Origin of the sequence: Vreelandella halophila, assembly GCF_009856365.1 — a bacterium.
In the GTDB taxonomy this organism is placed as follows: domain Bacteria; phylum Pseudomonadota; class Gammaproteobacteria; order Pseudomonadales; family Oleiphilaceae; genus Halospina; species Halospina utahensis_B.
The window spans coordinates 18,575-35,053 of record NZ_WMEX01000009.1; the positions used below are offsets into that span (position 1 = coordinate 18,575).

At 62.4% G+C, this 16,479-nt stretch carries 14 protein-coding genes; 10 read left to right on the forward strand and 4 right to left on the reverse strand.

From position 1 onward, the window contains the following. The first annotated feature begins 41 nt into the window (after nucleotides 1–41). The 3 genes from GLW01_RS14305 to GLW01_RS14315 all read left to right on the forward strand — a co-directional run bounded on the left by GLW01_RS14305 (nucleotide 42) and on the right by GLW01_RS14315 (nucleotide 3,078). Nucleotides 42–1,388 (forward strand): hypothetical protein, encoded by a 1,347-nt coding sequence (locus GLW01_RS14305; protein WP_160899510.1) that lies wholly within the window; start codon nucleotides 42–44, stop codon nucleotides 1,386–1,388. A 77-nt stretch (nucleotides 1,389–1,465) separates the two neighbouring features. Then, nucleotides 1,466–2,614: an OmpA family protein gene (locus GLW01_RS14310; protein WP_160899511.1), complete on the forward strand. Its 1,149-nt coding sequence runs from the start codon at nucleotides 1,466–1,468 to the stop codon at nucleotides 2,612–2,614. A gap of 194 nt (nucleotides 2,615–2,808) precedes the next feature. Then, on the forward strand, nucleotides 2,809–3,078 hold the full coding sequence (locus tag GLW01_RS14315; protein ID WP_160899512.1) for a CDGSH iron-sulfur domain-containing protein: 270 nt from the start codon (nucleotides 2,809–2,811) through the stop codon (nucleotides 3,076–3,078). An 80-nt stretch (nucleotides 3,079–3,158) separates the two neighbouring features. On the opposite strand, the gene katG is transcribed toward GLW01_RS14315, so the two are convergent. From katG to GLW01_RS14330, 3 genes are all read right to left on the reverse strand, one after another. After that, the gene (gene katG, locus GLW01_RS14320; RefSeq protein ID WP_160899513.1) at nucleotides 3,159–5,336 is read right to left on the reverse strand and encodes a catalase/peroxidase HPI; all 2,178 of its coding nucleotides are present in this window, start codon (nucleotides 5,334–5,336) and stop codon (nucleotides 3,159–3,161) included. Nucleotides 5,337–5,540: 204 nt separating this feature from the next. After that, complete coding sequence (locus GLW01_RS14325) at nucleotides 5,541–6,062, reverse strand: cytochrome b (protein WP_151439219.1); 522 nt, start codon at nucleotides 6,060–6,062, stop codon at nucleotides 5,541–5,543. A 75-nt stretch (nucleotides 6,063–6,137) separates the two neighbouring features. Continuing rightward, entirely contained in the window at nucleotides 6,138–7,049 is a 912-nt protein-coding gene (locus GLW01_RS14330; RefSeq protein WP_151439218.1) for a glutathione S-transferase family protein, read from the reverse strand. A 145-nt stretch (nucleotides 7,050–7,194) separates the two neighbouring features. On the opposite strand from GLW01_RS14330, the gene gltS reads away from it, so the two are divergent. The 4 genes from gltS (at nucleotide 7,195) to GLW01_RS14350 (ending at nucleotide 11,875) form a co-directional block, all read left to right on the forward strand. Then, nucleotides 7,195–8,415 (forward strand): sodium/glutamate symporter, encoded by a 1,221-nt coding sequence (gene gltS / locus GLW01_RS14335; protein WP_151439217.1) that lies wholly within the window; start codon nucleotides 7,195–7,197, stop codon nucleotides 8,413–8,415. A gap of 72 nt (nucleotides 8,416–8,487) precedes the next feature. After that, on the forward strand, nucleotides 8,488–8,955 hold the full coding sequence (locus tag GLW01_RS14340) for a (2Fe-2S)-binding protein (protein ID WP_151439216.1): 468 nt from the start codon (nucleotides 8,488–8,490) through the stop codon (nucleotides 8,953–8,955). Between the two features lie 2 nt (nucleotides 8,956–8,957). Then, entirely contained in the window at nucleotides 8,958–11,303 is a 2,346-nt protein-coding gene (locus GLW01_RS14345; protein ID WP_160899514.1) for a xanthine dehydrogenase family protein molybdopterin-binding subunit, read from the forward strand. Continuing rightward, complete coding sequence (locus GLW01_RS14350) at nucleotides 11,303–11,875, forward strand: nucleotidyltransferase family protein (RefSeq protein ID WP_160899515.1); 573 nt, start codon at nucleotides 11,303–11,305, stop codon at nucleotides 11,873–11,875. The genes GLW01_RS14345 and GLW01_RS14350 overlap by 1 nt, the downstream gene beginning before the upstream one ends. Nucleotides 11,876–11,924: 49 nt before the next feature. On the opposite strand, the gene GLW01_RS14355 is transcribed toward GLW01_RS14350, so the two are convergent. After that, a complete protein-coding gene (locus tag GLW01_RS14355) occupies nucleotides 11,925–12,710 on the reverse strand; it encodes a substrate-binding periplasmic protein (protein WP_160899516.1) in 786 nt (261 codons plus the stop codon). A gap of 184 nt (nucleotides 12,711–12,894) precedes the next feature. On the opposite strand from GLW01_RS14355, the gene GLW01_RS14360 reads away from it, so the two are divergent. The 3 genes from GLW01_RS14360 to GLW01_RS14370 all read left to right on the forward strand — a co-directional run bounded on the left by GLW01_RS14360 (nucleotide 12,895) and on the right by GLW01_RS14370 (nucleotide 16,400). Further along, nucleotides 12,895–14,151, forward strand: coding sequence for a M20/M25/M40 family metallo-hydrolase (locus GLW01_RS14360; RefSeq protein WP_151439212.1), 1,257 nt, complete (start codon nucleotides 12,895–12,897; stop codon nucleotides 14,149–14,151). 161 nt (nucleotides 14,152–14,312) lie between these two features. Further along, nucleotides 14,313–15,182, forward strand: a complete 870-nt coding sequence (locus GLW01_RS14365; protein ID WP_151439211.1) for a bile acid:sodium symporter family protein — start codon at nucleotides 14,313–14,315, stop codon at nucleotides 15,180–15,182. A gap of 18 nt (nucleotides 15,183–15,200) precedes the next feature. After that, on the forward strand, nucleotides 15,201–16,400 hold the full coding sequence (locus GLW01_RS14370) for a bifunctional alpha/beta hydrolase/OsmC family protein (RefSeq protein WP_160899517.1): 1,200 nt from the start codon (nucleotides 15,201–15,203) through the stop codon (nucleotides 16,398–16,400). The last annotated feature ends 79 nt before the right edge of the window (nucleotides 16,401–16,479 follow it).

A 16,479-nucleotide genomic window follows, 5' to 3' on the forward strand; every position in this document is an offset into this window, starting at 1 on the left:
GGCTCGATGCCAGCCCACTTCCCGGTCGCTGCGCGCTGTTGATGATACGGAAAACCACAGCCACAACCCTGATCGCGCTCCTGATGGTGACCACGGCGTTTGCGTGGGCCGGGGAGCCAAGAGAGCTGAACCTCAATGCCTCGCACGGCGATCTGGGGCTGGGCGGCCTCAAGCAATGGAACTTCAGCTTGACGATGGATGGGGCGCTGGACCCGGCAGATGCGCCGGATAAGGGCCACGCCCAGACAGAATCCAGAACAAAGCTGAACCTTGATCGTTTCCTTTTCTCAAGCCGCATGGACAACCTGAGTATCCAGTTTGGTCACCACCAGGCGGCCAGACAGGGACTTCTCTTTGACGGGGATACGGACTGGGGGCTCTCCGCCACAAGCGAACTGGAGCCGCTGAACAGCAATCTTTCGGTTTTTGCTGTCAGCGCTGGCGAAGCACCCGATACCGTCCGTGAGATGCAGCTTTCCGGCGATACTCCCTGGTATACCGGGGGTGTCTGGGAAGCGACACTGCCCATCGCCGGCTCCGATACAACCTTCTGGGCGGGCTATGTGGCCGGCTCCCGGAATTCCCGGGCGATGCACCAGCAGGGGTACTCGGTCGGTATTCAGAGTGGCTGGGACGACAACCGGCTGCGCCTGACCCTGGAACGGGCCATCAGCCGGCGCTCCGCTCTTGACCAGCGCCCGGACCACAAGGTCTCGGATACCGCACACACGGTAGCCCTCCGGTACCGTCCGGAGACGCACCTGCCGTTCCTTGGCTGGGAGTTCGGTGCGGAGGCAAAGCACGTGGGCGACGCTTTCCACACGCCTGGCAACCTGTCCATGACAGGCGCCCGCTCCTCCCGGCGGGTATTTCTCAACCTGACTCCCTTTGACAACGGTTCCCTGGGCTACAGCTACCGTCAGCTCAAGGAGAGCTATGGCCCGCACAGGGTCACCAGCCATGGCAACGAACTCTTTGCGGGTCTCACCCTTTCCCCCTGGGGCTGGCTCAGCCTGCAGCCTTACGGTGAGTTCGAGCACCGGGAGTACGGGAGTCTGGATATGACGGGCCAACAGAGTCTGTTCCGCCTCACTGCGGACGCCTGGCTGATCCCGGACGAACTCGTGTACCGCAACACGTTCAAGCTGAGCCGCACCCGTGAACCGGTGGACTCCCTGCAGATCCGGGACAGGCGTCGGCAGTACCTGGGCGGTGAACTGCAGTGGCAGGCGCTCGCCCCCACCCACAACCGTACGGGCCTGGATGTTAACCTCAGCTTCAGCGCTGACCGGTACGAATCCCGCCTCAATCGCGGCGGTTCCCTGGATGATTACCAGGTGCTGCTTTCCATCAGTTCCGGCGGTGAGGGCGGTAGCCGGATCTGGTAGCGCCGGTTACATTTTGTGATCCGTTTAACGGTTGATAGACTGCAAAGGCATCATTCAACCACAGGACACAGATACCGATGAAAAAAGCCATTGCCGGCCTCATGCTGATGACAGCTACCGGAGCAGTAGCAGCGACCCCGGAGCTGCCAGAAGAATACGCCTACCTGGGCATCCATGGCACCCAGTTCTTCCATGACACCAACGGCCAGCGCCAGGACAGCGCGGATCTCGACAGTGCCCTGCTGCCCGGTCTCCAGATCGGCTACCGCTTCCAGTCCGACTGGTCCGTACAGGCACTGTATGAGACTGGCGAGCTGGACGCGGAACAGGGCAGCGGTGAGACAGATCTCGACACCGCAGTGATCGAGGGCCGCCGCCATTTTGGCAGCTTTGACCTGGCCGGGTTCGAGCCCTATGCCGGGATTGCCGTCGGGCACCATGAGTTTTCCGCCAATGGCAGCGACGACACTGAAACCCTGACCGGCATCGGTGTGGGCGTTCAGCGTGCGGTCGCAAGCAATGTTTTCATCGATGTGGGCGCGCGCCACGACTTCATCCTTGATAACAGCCGCCAGGATACGCAGGTCTATCTGGGTGTGAACTACGCCTTTGGCACCGGCGGTGACGAACCGGCTCCGACCCCGCAGCAGGAGCCCGCCAAGCCGCAGGACTCGGACAATGACGGCGTCCCCGACAGCCGTGACGACTGCCCTGACACACCCGCCGGCACCCCGGTGAATGACGCGGGCTGCGCCATTGAGCGCGACTCCGACAATGACGGCGTAACCAACCGCAACGATCAGTGCCCGGACACGCCGGAAGGCGCGAAGGTCAATGATCAGGGCTGCCACGAAACGCTCAAGGAAAGCGTGCGCGAGACTCTCAATGTGCGCTTTGAGACCGCCAGCGCCAACGTCACTGAGGGTTCCCTGCCGGAGATCCGTGACGTGGCCGAAGCCATGCGTGAGTTCCCTGAAAGCACCCTGGTACTGGAAGGCCACACAGACAGTGTTGGCAACGCCGAGGCCAACCGGGCCCTTTCCCAGCGCCGCGCGGAAGCCGTTAAACAGGTCCTCGTGGAGGAAATGGGCATCGCCGCGGACCGGGTGAGCGCTGAAGGCTACGGTGAATCCCAGCCGGTGGCGGACAACGATACCGCTGAGGGCCGGGCTCAGAACCGCCGCGTGGAATCGGTTCTGGAAGCGAGCCGGGAAGCCCAGCAGTAAACGATTGGTCCCACTTCTGCCGTAAGTAACCCGGGGAGCCGGTCAGTCCGGCTCCCGTCCCTGCCCTTCTTTCCCGATGTTTCTCTTCTCCCCAGGACAACTCCGCGATGAGCTCTGGACGGCATGCGTTCGTACGCGTTACACAGAAGGTGCACGGAGCTGCCCTGAAACCCAGAGAAGAAGAGAGGATCACCATGACCCAACCAGTTGTTGCCGATAACAAACCGGCGAAGGTCAGCGTTACGGCTGGCGAGAACTACATGTTCTGTGCCTGTGGCCGCTCTGACAACCAGCCATTCTGCGATGGTTCCCACAAGGGCACGGGCATTACGCCGCAGAAGTTCAGCCCCGGGGAAAGTGGCGATGCAGTGCTGTGCTGCTGCAAGCACACCAGCAACGCTCCCTACTGCGATGGCACCCACAAGCGGTTTGGTGAAGAGGATATAGGCACCGAGGCGCCCTGATCGAGTGCCCTGAAACAGAAAAGCCGGGTGCGGCTCACGCCACACCCGGCTTTTTGTCGTCTCAGCTCAGGCTGGGATGATTATTCCAGATCGAAGCGATCCGCGTTCATCATCTTGTTCCAGGCCTTCACGAAGTCCTGTACGAACTTCTCTTCGTTGTCGTCCTGAGCGTAGACCTCCGCGTACGAACGCAGGATCGAGTTGGAGCCGAACACCAGATCTACCCGGGTCGCGGTCCACTTCGCCTTGTCCGTCTTGCGGTCGCGGATCTCATACAGGTTGTCGCCGGTCGGTACCCAGCTGTAGGACATGTCGGTGAGATTCACGAAGAAATCGTTGGTCAGCTGACCTTCACGATCCGTGAACACACCGTGCTTGCTGCCACCATGGTTGGTACCGAGTACCCGCATGCCGCCGATCAGCACCGTCATCTCAGGCGCGGTCAGCCCCATGAGCTGGGTGCGGTCGAGCATCAGGTCTTCCGGCTGAACGCTGTAGTCCTTCTTCAGGAAGTTGCGATAGGCGTCCGACAGCGGCTCGAGCCACTGGAAGGAATCCACATCGGTCATTTCCTCGGTGGCATCGCCACGACCGGGCCGGAACGGCACGGCAATATCATGCCCAGCGGCTTTCGCGGCCTTTTCGATGCCCACGTTACCGGCCAGAACGATCACGTCCGCCACGCTGGCGCCATTCTGCTTCGCGATCGGCTCAAGTACCTTGAGCACACGCTGCAGACGCTCCGGCTCGTTGGCGACCCAATCCTTCTGCGGCGCCAGGCGGATACGGGCACCGTTGGCACCACCGCGCTTGTCGGACTGGCGGAAGGTACGAGCACTGTCCCAGGCCGTGGCTACCATGTCGCTGATGCTGAGGCCGCTTTCGGCGATCTGCTTCTTCACCGCCTCAACGTTGTAGTTCCAGCTGCCCTCGGGTACCGGGTCCTGCCAGATGAGGTCCTCGGTGGGTGCTTCCGGGCCGATGTAGCGGTCTTTCGGGCCCAGATCACGGTGGATCAGCTTGAACCAGGCGCGGGCGAAGGCGTCGTCCAGCTGGTCCGGGTTCTGACGGAACTTCTCGCAGACCTTGCGGAATTCCGGATCGACCTTCAGGGCCATGTCGGCGTCGGTCATCATGGGCTTGCGGCGGATCGACGGATCCTCCACGTCCACCGGCATGTCCTCTTCCTTGATGTCCACCGGCTCCCACTGGTTAGCGCCTGCCGGGCTCTGGACAACCTGCCACTCATGGTCGAGGAGCATTTCGAGATAGCCATGGTCCCACTGGGTCGGGTTGGTGGTCCAGGCGCCTTCAAGGCCACTGGTCACTGCGTCGCGCCCAACGCTCCGCGTGACATGGTTGTTGAAGCCGAGGCCCTGTTCCTCTACGTCTGCGCCTTCGGGTGCCGGACCAACGTTGTCCGGATCGCCATTGCCATGGCATTTACCAATAGTGTGTCCGCCAATGGTCAGGGCAACGGTTTCCTCATCGCTCATGGCCATTCGCTGGAACGTAACGCGCACGTCCTGCGCCGTCTGCGCCGGGTCCGGCGTGCCATCCGGGCCTTCCGGGTTGACGTAGATCAGCCCCATCATCACCGCCGCGAGCGGGTTCTCAAGGGAGTCCGGGTTACGGTCTTCGTCGTAGCGGCTGTTCTCATTGTCACTGGTGGCGAGCCATTCCTTCTCGCTACCCCAGTAGGTTTCCTTTTCAGGGTGCCAGATGTCTTCGCGGCCGAAGGAGAAACCAAAGGTCTTGAAGCCCATGGATTCGTAGGCAACGTTGCCCGCCAGGGTGATCAGGTCGGCCCAGCTCAGGCGGTTACCGTACTTCTTCTTGATCGGCCACAGCAGGCGGCGTGCCTTATCCAGGTTACCATTGTCGGGCCAGCTGTTGATGGGCGCGAAACGCTGGTTACCGGTGCCTGCGCCGCCACGACCATCGAATACACGGTAGCTGCCTGCAGCGTGCCAGGTCATGCGGATCATCAGGCCGCCATAGTGACCCCAGTCTGCGGGCCACCAGTCCTGGCTGTCGGTCATCAGGTCCATAACGTCCTGCTTGACCTGATCGAAATCGAGCTTGCGGACTTCTTCGCGATAGTCGAAGTCCTCGCCCATCGGGTTGGTCTTGGTGTCGTGCTGATGAAGGATGTCCAGGTTCAGGCTGTTCGGCCACCACTCCATGACATCGTCATTCACATGGGTATTGCCACCGTGGACAACGGGGCACTTACCGCCGCTTTCGTTTCCGCTCATAGATCTCTCCGATCGTAACTATAGTGTTGAATGAAGCAGGTCCACTCAAAACGACCGCCCACGGGCCTGTTTGAACCCGGTGCGACGTCATCGACGTGAACACTATACGACATTCACCGGGGCTCTTGCCCCATTATCATCAGTTGCATTTGTTGACCATTTCAATAGGTTCTTTTTATGAGCCTCCCGGCCTGCCGATGGCGGCTAGCTCATGCGCCTGAGGGTGCCGTCACGCCGCACAAACTGATGGTAGAAAGCCATCGCAATGTGGGCGAGCGTCAGGCCCAGAAGCACCCAGGCGGTGATCGAGTGAAGGCCGCCAACGGTATGCATCCAGGCGATTTCCTCACCTTCGGCAATCAGGGTGATGCCGAAAGCCTCAACGCCATACCCTTCACCGACCATGTACAGCATGCCCGTAATGGGCATGATCACCAGTGCCGCATAGAGCAGGATATGCCCACCCCGTGCCAGGTACCTGATTGGGGGCTCGTGCGTGGGCCTATGGGACGCCTGCGACAGAGCCCAGACAACGCGCACCACAATCAGCACCAGCAGCAGGGTACCGATCGAGACGTGCCAGGGGACCAGTGTCTCACCGACCCAGTGCTCCCCTTCCCCAATACGGTCAAAGAACTTCATGAACTGCCAGAGCACCAGCACGGCAAACAGCCAGTGAAGCACCCGGGAGATCGTCCCATAGCGTTCAGGGTTATCCTTGATCATGTCGCTCCTCCTCTCATGGGTGACCGTTGCTCGCCCTACCCTTCATGATCCGCGATCATCGTGCAACCGATGATATCAACACTCTATCCGGAAGCCTTCCTTCGGGAAATGCAGGTGCAGCACACCCGTCCCCTCATTCTCCAGCCTGAGGACGCTCTCATGCGCGCTGGACGCCACAAGGGTGCCCTCTACCGGATCCCGGGCGTAGTCATCCGGGGCGATGGCGACCTGTTTGCCCAGCATTGGGTCGTCCCCTTCCGTCTCGATTGGCCGCGGTTGGGTCGCGCGGGCCTTCTCCAGGGCACCTTTCTGGCTGAGTTCACGTGCCGTACCGTGGCCGAACGCCTGGATCCTGTCCATCCAGGCATTCACCTTCGGATATCCTTTCATCACCGAATGTTCAGCAAGATCGCGCACGTACCAGAGGCCATGGTAGGCGGAAAAATCCGCAATGCAGGGCGTGTCGCCGAACAGGAACGCCGTATCCAGCATGCCTTCCATCCGGTCCAGGTGCTCGCGGATCTTCGCGCGGGCCTGCTTCGGTTTCATGGCTGATACCCTGGCGGTGCGCCCGATTGATATCCGGTCCTTCAGGAAACGCAGCGCGTTGAGCGTGGATGTACTCTTCGCCAGCTTGACCATCATCCCCGGCCCACTCGCCCCGATGACACAGGCCAGAAAGATCTCCAGATCCGCTTCCCGGACGAATGCCTGCACCGCCTCGCTGCTGTCCTCCAGCACCAGTTCCGGCCGGTTGGCCCGGGCGGCGATCTCCCTGGCAATGGCGCGGGTATCGCAGAACACGTCCGCGCCGTCCTGGGCCACCGGAATCTTTCGATAACCGCCGGTAAGCGTTTCCAGGTTCGGGCGCGGCGGCATCTCGCGCACCGTTACGGATTCCCAACCGAGGCCGGCATACCCGAGCATGGCTCGGATCTTTTCTGAAAACGGGGACATGGGGTAGTGATGCAGTATCAGATCAGCCATGGAAATACCTTTTCTGTCCGTGAATGAAGACGCCAGACCCTAGCCAATCCACGCCCGCGAGGCCAGACCCGCGCGTCAGCACCGGGCCGTCACTGTGGACGTCGGACTGTTTCCCCTACCCATAACTGGCGTATTCTTGGATCCCATGGATACAGCCACCGACCCCACACTCCTGACTCTCAGCACCCCCGTCACCCTGGCACTGGCGATCGTGGCCCTGTGGCTTGGTGTTCGACTCAACCTCTGGACCGGGGTGCTGCACCGCTACAATGTGCCGCCGGGTGTCAGTGGCGGGCTCGCCGTCAGTGGCCTGGTTGCCCTGACCGAAGTGCTGACGCAGCTGGACATCCGTTTCGATCTCCAGCTGCGCGACCTCCTGTTGATCGTTTTCTTCTCCACCATCGGGTTGTCCGCGCAGCTCCGGCAGTTGATCGAGGGGGGACGCGCGCTCGCGCTCCTGTTTGGCCTGGCCGTTGTCCTGCTGGTTTTCCAGAACCTGGCCGGCACCCTCATGGCCTGGCTGAGCGGCCAGAGCCCGCTTTACGGGCTCGTGGGCGGGAGCATCTCACTGGCCGGCGGCCATGGCACAGCGCTCACCTGGGGCCAGCTTTTCGAGGATCATTTCGGCCTTTCTGATGCGCGCACGCTGGGGATGACCTTCGCCACCTTCGGGCTGATACTGGGTGGTCTGGTGGGCGCCCCAGTCGGAGCCTGGCTCATCCGCCGCCACGGACTCGCACCCGGTGGAACGGAGCCGCGCGTCGCCAGCCTGGCACCCGGCACTGCGCCGTCTTACCTGATCGACATGAACAGCCTGCTGCAGGCTGTGCTTCTGATTGCCCTGTGCTTCGCGCTCGGCTCCTGGATGTATGAAGGGCTCGGGGAAATGGGCATCCGTGTGCCGGCCTTCCTCACCGCCATGCTGCTGGGGATTGCGCTTTCCAACGGGCTGGCACTGCTCCGCCGCCCCATCGACCCGGCCCCTATCCAGCTCGCCAGCGACCTCAGCCTCCAGCTGTTTCTGGGCATGAGCCTGATCAGCCTGCCGCTGCTCTCGCTCCAGGACGCCATCGGCCTGATCGGCCTTGTACTGGTTATTCAGGCCATCGTTATCACCCTCCTGACGGTGTTCGTGGTCTACCCGCTGCTGGGCAGGGACTACGACGCCGCCTGTATCAGCGGCGGCTTCATCGGCATGGGCCTGGGCGCCACCCCGGTTGGCATTGCCAATATCAATACCCTCACCTCACGCTTTGGCGCCAGCCCCAAGGCATACCTGGTCATTCCCCTGCTGGGGGCGTTCCTGATCGATATCGCCAATGCCACCCTGATACAGCTGCTTCTGGGCTCTGGCTGGTTTTCATGACTATACTGATGCGACAATCCGGAAGCCCTTTCACGCCGTAAAGACACCCATTCGACCGGCGGAGACAATGCCATGACCACCTTGACCATCAACGGAACCACCCACGAGCTGGATGTCCCGGACGACATGCCACTGCTCTGGGCCATCCGCGACATCGTCCAGCTCACGGGCACCAAGTTCGGCTGCGGCATGGCCCTCTGCGGGGCCTGCACTGTCCACCTTGATGGCGAGCCCATCCGCTCCTGCACCACAACGGTGGGCAATGCCGCCGGCGGCAAGATCACCACCATCGAGGCCATGAAGGAAGACCCGGTGGGCCAGCAGGTACAGAATGCCTGGCTTGATCTGGGCGTGGCCCAGTGCGGCTATTGCCAGGCGGGCCAGATCATGAGCGCCACCGCGCTGCTCAAGCAGAACGCGACCCCCTCCGACGCCGAGATCGAAGACGCGATGACCGGCAACATCTGCCGTTGCGGCACCTACAACCGCATCCGGCACGCCATCCACTACGCCGCCGACGCGATGCAGGAGGACTCCTGATCATGACGGTATCAAACGACTCACTGATGATCGCGAACGTCAGCCGCCGGCGCTTTCTTGGCGGTATGGCAGGAGCCTCCGCACTGGTACTGGCGGCCCGCTGGGACATGGCCCTGGCCAGCGACGAGGAGAAGCAATACGGCGCTGCCGGCATGCCCGGTGGCTGGGTGGATGATCCCAACGTCTTCATCCAGATCGACCCCGATGGGTCAGTCACCATCATCAACCACCGCTCCGAAATGGGCCAGGGTATCCGCACCAGCCTGGTGATGGTGGCCGCCGACGAACTGGGTGCCGACTGGGACCGGGTTGCTGTTCAGCAGGCCCGGGCCGACCAGGACCGCTACGGCAACCAGAACACCGACGGTTCCCGCAGCATGCGCCACTGGTACGACCCCATGCGCCGCGCGGCCGCCTCCGCCCGCATGATGCTGGAACAGGCCGCAGCGAATGAATGGGGTGTTCCGGCCTCTGAATGCGAAGCGGGCGTCCATGAAGTGGCCCACAAAGCCTCCGGTCGCACCCTTGGCTTTGGGGAGCTCGCGGAAGCCGCCCGGGAACTGGCGGTACCGGAGCGCAGTGCCATCGAGCTCAAGCCCATCGAGGCTCACCGCTACATCGGTCAGGAGGCCGATCCGGTCCGGCAGCGGGGTAGCGGCAACATTGAACGCCCCATGGCCATCGACGGCGAGGAGATCGTCGAGGGCAGCGCTACCTTTGGCGCGGATATCCAGTTCGACGACATGGTCCATGCCGTGATCGCCCGGCCGCCGGTACTCGGTGCCAAAGTTGCCAGTGTCGATGACAGCGAGGCGCTGAAAGTCACAGGTGTAGAGAAGGTTGTTACCCTGGACACCAACAGCGAGCCCGCCGGCTTCAAGCCAATGGGTGGTGTGGCGGTGATCGCCAGCAACACCTGGTCCGCCATGCAGGGGCGGGATGCGCTGAAGATCGAATGGGACATGGAGGCAGCGGGCGACAACGCGCGCTATAACACGGATGACTACCGCCAGGCTCTGGAAAAAGCCGCCCAGTCCCCTGGCAAGGTCATCCGCAGCAGTGGCGACATCCAGAAGACTCTCGACGGTGCCGACCAGACCATCGAAGCCACCTACTACATGCCCCACATGGCTCAGGCGCCCATGGAGCCCCCGGTCGCGGTAGTGCGGCTCCGGGACGGCAAGGCCCAAGCCTGGGCACCGATCCAGAACCCCCGCGCCGGCCGCGAGGGGCTGGCCGGCGTGCTGGGCCTGGACAAGGAGGACGTCACGCTGAATGTGACGCTCCTGGGTGGCGGTTTCGGCCGCAAGTCCAAGCCCGACTATGTTCTGGAAGCCGGTCTTCTGGCAAAGGAAACCGGCGGGCGCCCGGTCAAGGTTCAGTGGAGCCGCGAAGACGACGTTCATCACGCCTATTTCCATGCCCTGTCCGTGGACCGGCTGGAAGGTGCCCTGGACGCGGACGGCAAGGCCAAAGGCTGGCGTCACCGCACGCTGTCTCCGACCATCACCTCATTGTTCCAGGAGGACCCGGAGCACAAGGGAGGCTTTGAGCTCGGGATGGGCTTCAACACCATGCCGTTCGATGTACCCGCCATCCAGCTCGAGAACCCGGAAGCCGAGTCCCACGCCCGTATCGGATGGTTCCGTTCGGTCTACAACCTGCCCCATGCCTTCGCCATCCAGAGCTTTGCCGCCGAGATGGCCGAGGCGGCCGGCAAGGACCACCGGGACTACCTGCTGGAACTGCTGGGTCCAGCACGCAGGATCGATCCCCGCGATTTCGGCGACAGCTGGAATTACGGCGAGGATCCATCGGTCTACGTGATTGACACCGGGCGTATGCGCAATGTCATCGAGACGGTGACCGCAAAGGCGGACTGGGGGCGTGACATGCCCAAGGGCCGTGGCCTGGGGCTTGCTTTCCACCACAGCTTCCAGTCCTACACGGCCATCGTGATCGATGCGGAAGTCGGCGATGACGGCAGCGTGACCATCCACAACGCGGACATCGCCTTCGACTGCGGCTTCCAGGTGAACCCGGAGCGCATCCGCTCCCAGCTCGAAGGCGCCTGCGTCATGGGCATCGGCATTGCCCTGCACAGCGAGATAACCTTCCGGGAGGGCCGTGTGCAGGAGAACAACTTCCACCAGTACAACGTGCCCCGCATGGAACATGCCCCGAAGCAGGTCCGCACACACCTGGTCAATAACGATCCGGAGCTGCCCATGGGCGGTGTGGGTGAACCGGGGCTGCCACCGGTGGCGCCGGCGGTCTGTAACGCCATCTACGCCGCCACCGGCAAGCGTATCCGCCAGTTGCCCGTTAATGATCAGCTTGCGGTCTGATGAGCAATGACGTGGTCGCGCTCGTCCTTGCGGCGGGCGCCTCACGGCGCTTCGGCGATGCGGATAAGCGTGTGGCTGCCCTGCCGGACGGACGCACGCTGCTGGCGGCTTCGCTTGAAAACCTCCGCATGGGGTTCCGGGATGTACGCGTGGTGATTGGCGCCACTGACGTCCCGGCCAACCTCAACCTGCCACCGGATGTTCCCACCATCAGGGCTCCCAATGCCGGCGACGGCATGGGCAGCAGCATCGCCGATGCTTTCCGGGCCCTGAGTGCCGACCCGTCACTGTCCGGGATCGGAGCAGCAGCCATCTGTCTCGGGGACATGCCCTGGGTCCAGCTCGAAACCCTGAACGCCCTTTGTGAGCAGGCGACGGAGGACGGCATCACCCGCCCGATCCACCAGGGGCAGCCCGGCCACCCGGTCATCTTCGGACGCGCCTACTGGTCACAGCTGTGCAGCCTCTCGGGCGACCAGGGGGCCCGACAGCTCATCCAGAAGTACCCAGCCCAATGCTGGTTTCTGACGGTCGAGGACGCCGGTGTTCTTACCGATCTCGATTATCCCTAGAGAGCTCCGCTCTCAATCCACTCCACACCGCCCCCCCAAAAGCCCCTGGTCACTCTCCGGTTTTCCAGTCGTCAAGATTATAGCGTGCCAGGATCCGAGCCAGTTCCCCACTGGCCCGCAGACGTTCCATGCCTTCGGAGAGGATCCGGGCGTACTCAGACGATGACTCAAGCCCTGGGGAAAAAGCGATGTAGGCGTCCTCGGAAGGCGCGGCCTCACCCGCATGGCGAACCTCGCCCTCCACGCCCATTTCACGGCTGAGATACCGGAACACGGGCTTCGCCTCCACAACCACATCAATGCGGCCCCTCAGAAGCTTCTCAATGTTCTTGGCAAGGGGGTCATTGCCAGTCATCACCTGGACCCGGTAACTCTGGGAATGCGCCTCAATATAGCCGTTGAGCGATTCGCCATAGTCGTAGTCCAGGATCGTCCCGAGCCGGACCTGCTCCAGTGACGACAGATCCTGGTAGACCCAGTCACTCCCGGCACGGGTAAACAGTGCCGCAGACCCGATCCGCCCCTGTTCGTTACGCGGAAACACGAACCCCGGCGCATCGCCCCGGTAAGCGCCGACAATGGCATTAATCGTCCCGTCACGCCCGGAAACAATAGCCCGGGACCAGGGCATAAGCCGATAGACGACCCGGTAGCCCGCTTCATTGAAGATCTCACCCGCAATCTCAATCATGAACCCCGGGCGATCACTATCCGGCAGGCAATTGATGGGGCACCACTGATCCGCGGCAATCACTATCTCCGGCCGGTCTTCCGGAAAAACGAGGCGGGGCAGCAAAAACAGGCCCAGAATGACCAGCACTGGCGGTTTCATCATCAGAATTCACTGAATATGGAATGGCACTTTTACTCTACACCGAGCCATCATTTTCCACCATATTATTTGCATTGCGCATCTTAATTTACGGTTGGCCAGTCTCGGGGATTAGGGGGTATCCTTTCAGGCTGGTAGACTCACTCCAGAACCGGAAACCCCTGAAAAAGAAGGCAGAGACAACGCGATGACCGAATCGACCCAGCCCTGGAATACTCCCATGCCCGATGACCAGTTCGAGCTGATGCGCGACATCCTGGCCGCGCCCAGTCCGATCGGCATCGAGGCGGCCATGACCTATGGTGTGCTCAAGCCCTACCTTGAGCGTGTATCGCCCAAGGACTGGCACATCCACCAGTTCAAAGGCCATGCGGGCATTGTGCTGGACACCCACCCGGGGCGGGAGGACATGTTCAAGGTCATGATCATCGGCCATGCGGACAAGATCCGCATGCAGGTGCGGAGCATCGGCGATGACGGCAAGATCTGGATCAACAGCGACTCCTTCCTGCCCACCACGCTGATCGGCCACGAGGTGAAGCTGTTCAGCGAGGACCCCGAGAACCCGGGCAGCTATCGCGTGATCGAGGGCGGCACAGTGGAAGCCCTCGGCGCCATCCACTTCGCGGACCCGAATGTGCGCAGTGGCGACAAGGGCATCAAGAAGGAACAGCTCTACCTGGAGCTGCAGATCCATGGCGAGAACAAGAAGCAGCAGGTCGAGAACCTGGGTGTGCGCCCCGGTGACTCCATCCTGCTCGACCGCCCCATCCGCAAGGGCTTCAGCCCCAACACCTTCTATGGCGCCTACCTGGACAACGGCCTGGGCTGCTTCACCACTGCGGAAGTGGCGCGCCTGATGGCGGAAGCCGGCGGCACCGAGAAGATCCGGGTGCTCTACGCCATGGCCACCTACGAGGAAATCGGGCGCTTCGGCAGCCGCGTCCTGGCCGGTGAACTCAAGCCGGATGCGCTGGTCGGCGTGGACGTGAACCACGACTACAAGGCCGCTCCGGGCATCGGGGACCGGCGTATGAACCCGCAGGAGATGGGCAAGGGCTTCACCATGTCCGTGGGCGCCATCGCCAGCGAACAGCTCAACCGCTTCTTTGAGACCACGGCACGCGAGCAGGAAATCCCCTTCCAGCGCGACGTGGTGGGCCCGGACACCGGCACTGACGGCATGGCCGGCGTGCTGGCAAGCGTGGACTGCGCAGCCACCTCCATCGGCTTCCCGATCCGGAACATGCACACCATCTCCGAGTCCGGGAATACCCAGGACGTTCTGGCAGCCATTCACGCCATCAAGGGCACGCTGCAGAAGCTGGATGCCCTGGACGATCCGCACCGTGAGTTCATGGACAACCACCCGCGGCTGGATACGGCCTCTCCCCTTGGCCACCAGGGTTCCGACAAGCCTGAAGGCGAAGAGAAAAAAGACTGACCCACAGGAACATGAGGGCATGGACGCCCTCAGTTTCCATCCTTCCTTCAGCTGCTACATTCCGTTTCCAGATTCCAGCTCGCCCTGATTGGCTTTTCCCAATGGGTCCGGCATTATTGAACCCGGATTCACAATAACAAAAGTCAAAAAGGACGCACCCCATGCAAGCCAGCCCGCTGATTTCCATCGGACTGCCCCTTTCCCTGTTCATTATCATGATCGGCATCGGCATGACCCTGACGCCCAGGGACTTCCGCCAGGTCGCGGTGTACCCCCGTGGGATCATCGTCGGCACCATTGCCCAGATCCTGGTGATGCCAGCACTGGCGTTCCTGATCATCGCGATTTTCAACCTGTCGCCCATGATCGCCGTGGGACTGGTGATCATCGCTGCCTGCCCGGGCGGCACCACCTCCAACCTCTTCGCGCTCATGGCGCGGGGGAACGTGGCGCTGTCCATCGTGCTGACCGTCCTGGCCAACCTGATCACCATCGTGTCGCTGCCGCTTTTCACCAACCTGGCGCTGGATCTCTACATGGGTGAAAACGAAGCCATACGGCTGCCCGTGGAACGCACCATCATGACGCTGGGGTTGATCGTGCTGCTGCCCATCGCCATCGGCATGATGCTCAAGAGCCGATTCCCGGAGAAGGCCCAGAAAGCGGAAAGCGCGGTCAGCGTCTTCGGCGGTGTTGTACTGGCCATGCTGGTGGTGGCGCTGGTGTACAACGTGCGCGATCAGCTGGGTGAACTGCTCAGTCAGGCCGGCCCCGCGGCCATCGCCCTGAACCTTGCGGGCATCGGCATCGCACTGGGTCTCAGCCGTCTGACTGGCCTCACCCAGCGGGAATCCATGGCAGTGGCCGTGGAACTCGGCATTAAAAACGGCACCATCGGCCTGCTGGTAACCCTCAACCTTCTGGAATCCGAGGCCATGTCCGTGCCCTCGGCGGTCTACGGCGTGCTGATGTTCTTCTTCGGCTTTCTGTTAACCTTGTACGGGCGTAAATACATCCCGCAGCCAAGCTGACCCGCAAGGAGATCCGCCATGCCCGCCATTGAATTCCAGTCCCGTAATGGCCTCACCCTCAAGGGCACGATTGAACTGCCCCCCGGCGGGATCTGGCGGGCTACGGCCATCTTCGCCCACTGCTTCACCTGCGGCAGCCAGGTCCGCGCCGCCCGCACCATCACCTCGGCCCTGGCCGGCACCGGCTTCGCTGTGCTGCGCTTTGATTTCACCGGTCTGGGTGAAAGCGAGGGCGAGTTCGCGGATACCAATTTCTCCAGCAACCTTGATGACCTGGAAGATGCCGCCGCCTGGCTCACCGAACATTACGCCGCGCCCCAACTGCTGCTTGGCCACTCCCTGGGCGGCTCCGCGGCTCTCGCCGTCGCCGAGCGGTTGGACAGCGTGCGCGCCGTCGCCACCATAGGCGCCCCGGCGAGCCCGGACCACATTCTCAAGCAGTTCGGCACGGACCTGGAGCGGATCGAGGAAAGCGGCAGCGCCGAGGTTGATCTCGCCGGCCGCCCCTTCCGCATCCGCAAAGACTTCATCGACGACGCCCGCAGCCACGACCTGACCGAGCGCCTGCACAAACTCCGGCGTGCCCTGCTGGTCATGCACGCGCCGCATGACCGCACGGTGGGCATCGACAACGCCGAGCAGATCTACACCGCCGCCCTGCACCCCAAGAGCTTCATCAGCCTGGACGACGCCGACCACCTGCTCTCGCGCCGCTCCGACGCCCAGTACGCCGCCCAGGTGGTCTCCGCCTGGGCCGCCCGCTTCCTGGAACCCGAAACGGCCCCGGCCCCGGAGGGCGCCCGCGTTACCGGCCGCACCGAGGACGGCTTCCTCTGCCGTGTCCAGGCCGGCCCGCATGAGATGGTTGCCGACGAACCCAAGAACAACGGCGGCACCAACCGTGGCCCGGACCCATACGGCCTCCTGGCCTCCTCACTGGGCGCCTGCACCGTCATGACCATCAACATGTACGCCCGCCACAAGGAACTCCCGGTGGAGCGCGTCACCTGCGAGGTCACCCACCGCAAGGTCCACGCGGAAGACTGCGAGGAGTGCGAGACAAAGTCCGGGAAGGTGGATGAACTCGTCCGCCACATTACCATCGAAGGCGACCTCACCGACGAGCAGCGCCAGCGCATGCTCCAGATCGCCGGCCGCTGCCCGGTGCACCAGACCCTGAAGAATGAGATCCGGATGCACGACGAGTTGGTTGAGTGAGAAGCAAGGAGCGAGGAGGAAAAGGCAACGCTGTGATTGCGTGTTAGCGACATCATCAGGGTTTGATGAGGGGAGGCGG

Excerpts from the sequence above, each read along its gene's own strand:
- GLW01_RS14305 (WP_160899510.1), top strand. The coding sequence starts at position 42 with ATGATACGGAAAACCACAGCCACAACCCTGATCGCGCTCCTGATGGTG.
- GLW01_RS14310 (WP_160899511.1), top strand. The coding sequence starts at position 1,466 with ATGAAAAAAGCCATTGCCGGCCTCATGCTGATGACAGCTACCGGAGCA.
- GLW01_RS14315 (WP_160899512.1), top strand. The coding sequence starts at position 2,809 with ATGACCCAACCAGTTGTTGCCGATAACAAACCGGCGAAGGTCAGCGTT.
- katG (WP_160899513.1), bottom strand. The coding sequence starts at position 5,336 with ATGAGCGGAAACGAAAGCGGCGGTAAGTGCCCCGTTGTCCACGGTGGC.
- GLW01_RS14325 (WP_151439219.1), bottom strand. The coding sequence starts at position 6,062 with ATGATCAAGGATAACCCTGAACGCTATGGGACGATCTCCCGGGTGCTT.
- GLW01_RS14330 (WP_151439218.1), bottom strand. The coding sequence starts at position 7,049 with ATGGCTGATCTGATACTGCATCACTACCCCATGTCCCCGTTTTCAGAA.
- gltS (WP_151439217.1), top strand. The coding sequence starts at position 7,195 with ATGGATACAGCCACCGACCCCACACTCCTGACTCTCAGCACCCCCGTC.
- GLW01_RS14340 (WP_151439216.1), top strand. The coding sequence starts at position 8,488 with ATGACCACCTTGACCATCAACGGAACCACCCACGAGCTGGATGTCCCG.
- GLW01_RS14345 (WP_160899514.1), top strand. The coding sequence starts at position 8,958 with ATGACGGTATCAAACGACTCACTGATGATCGCGAACGTCAGCCGCCGG.
- GLW01_RS14350 (WP_160899515.1), top strand. The coding sequence starts at position 11,303 with ATGAGCAATGACGTGGTCGCGCTCGTCCTTGCGGCGGGCGCCTCACGG.
- GLW01_RS14355 (WP_160899516.1), bottom strand. The coding sequence starts at position 12,710 with ATGATGAAACCGCCAGTGCTGGTCATTCTGGGCCTGTTTTTGCTGCCC.
- GLW01_RS14360 (WP_151439212.1), top strand. The coding sequence starts at position 12,895 with ATGACCGAATCGACCCAGCCCTGGAATACTCCCATGCCCGATGACCAG.
- GLW01_RS14365 (WP_151439211.1), top strand. The coding sequence starts at position 14,313 with ATGCAAGCCAGCCCGCTGATTTCCATCGGACTGCCCCTTTCCCTGTTC.
- GLW01_RS14370 (WP_160899517.1), top strand. The coding sequence starts at position 15,201 with ATGCCCGCCATTGAATTCCAGTCCCGTAATGGCCTCACCCTCAAGGGC.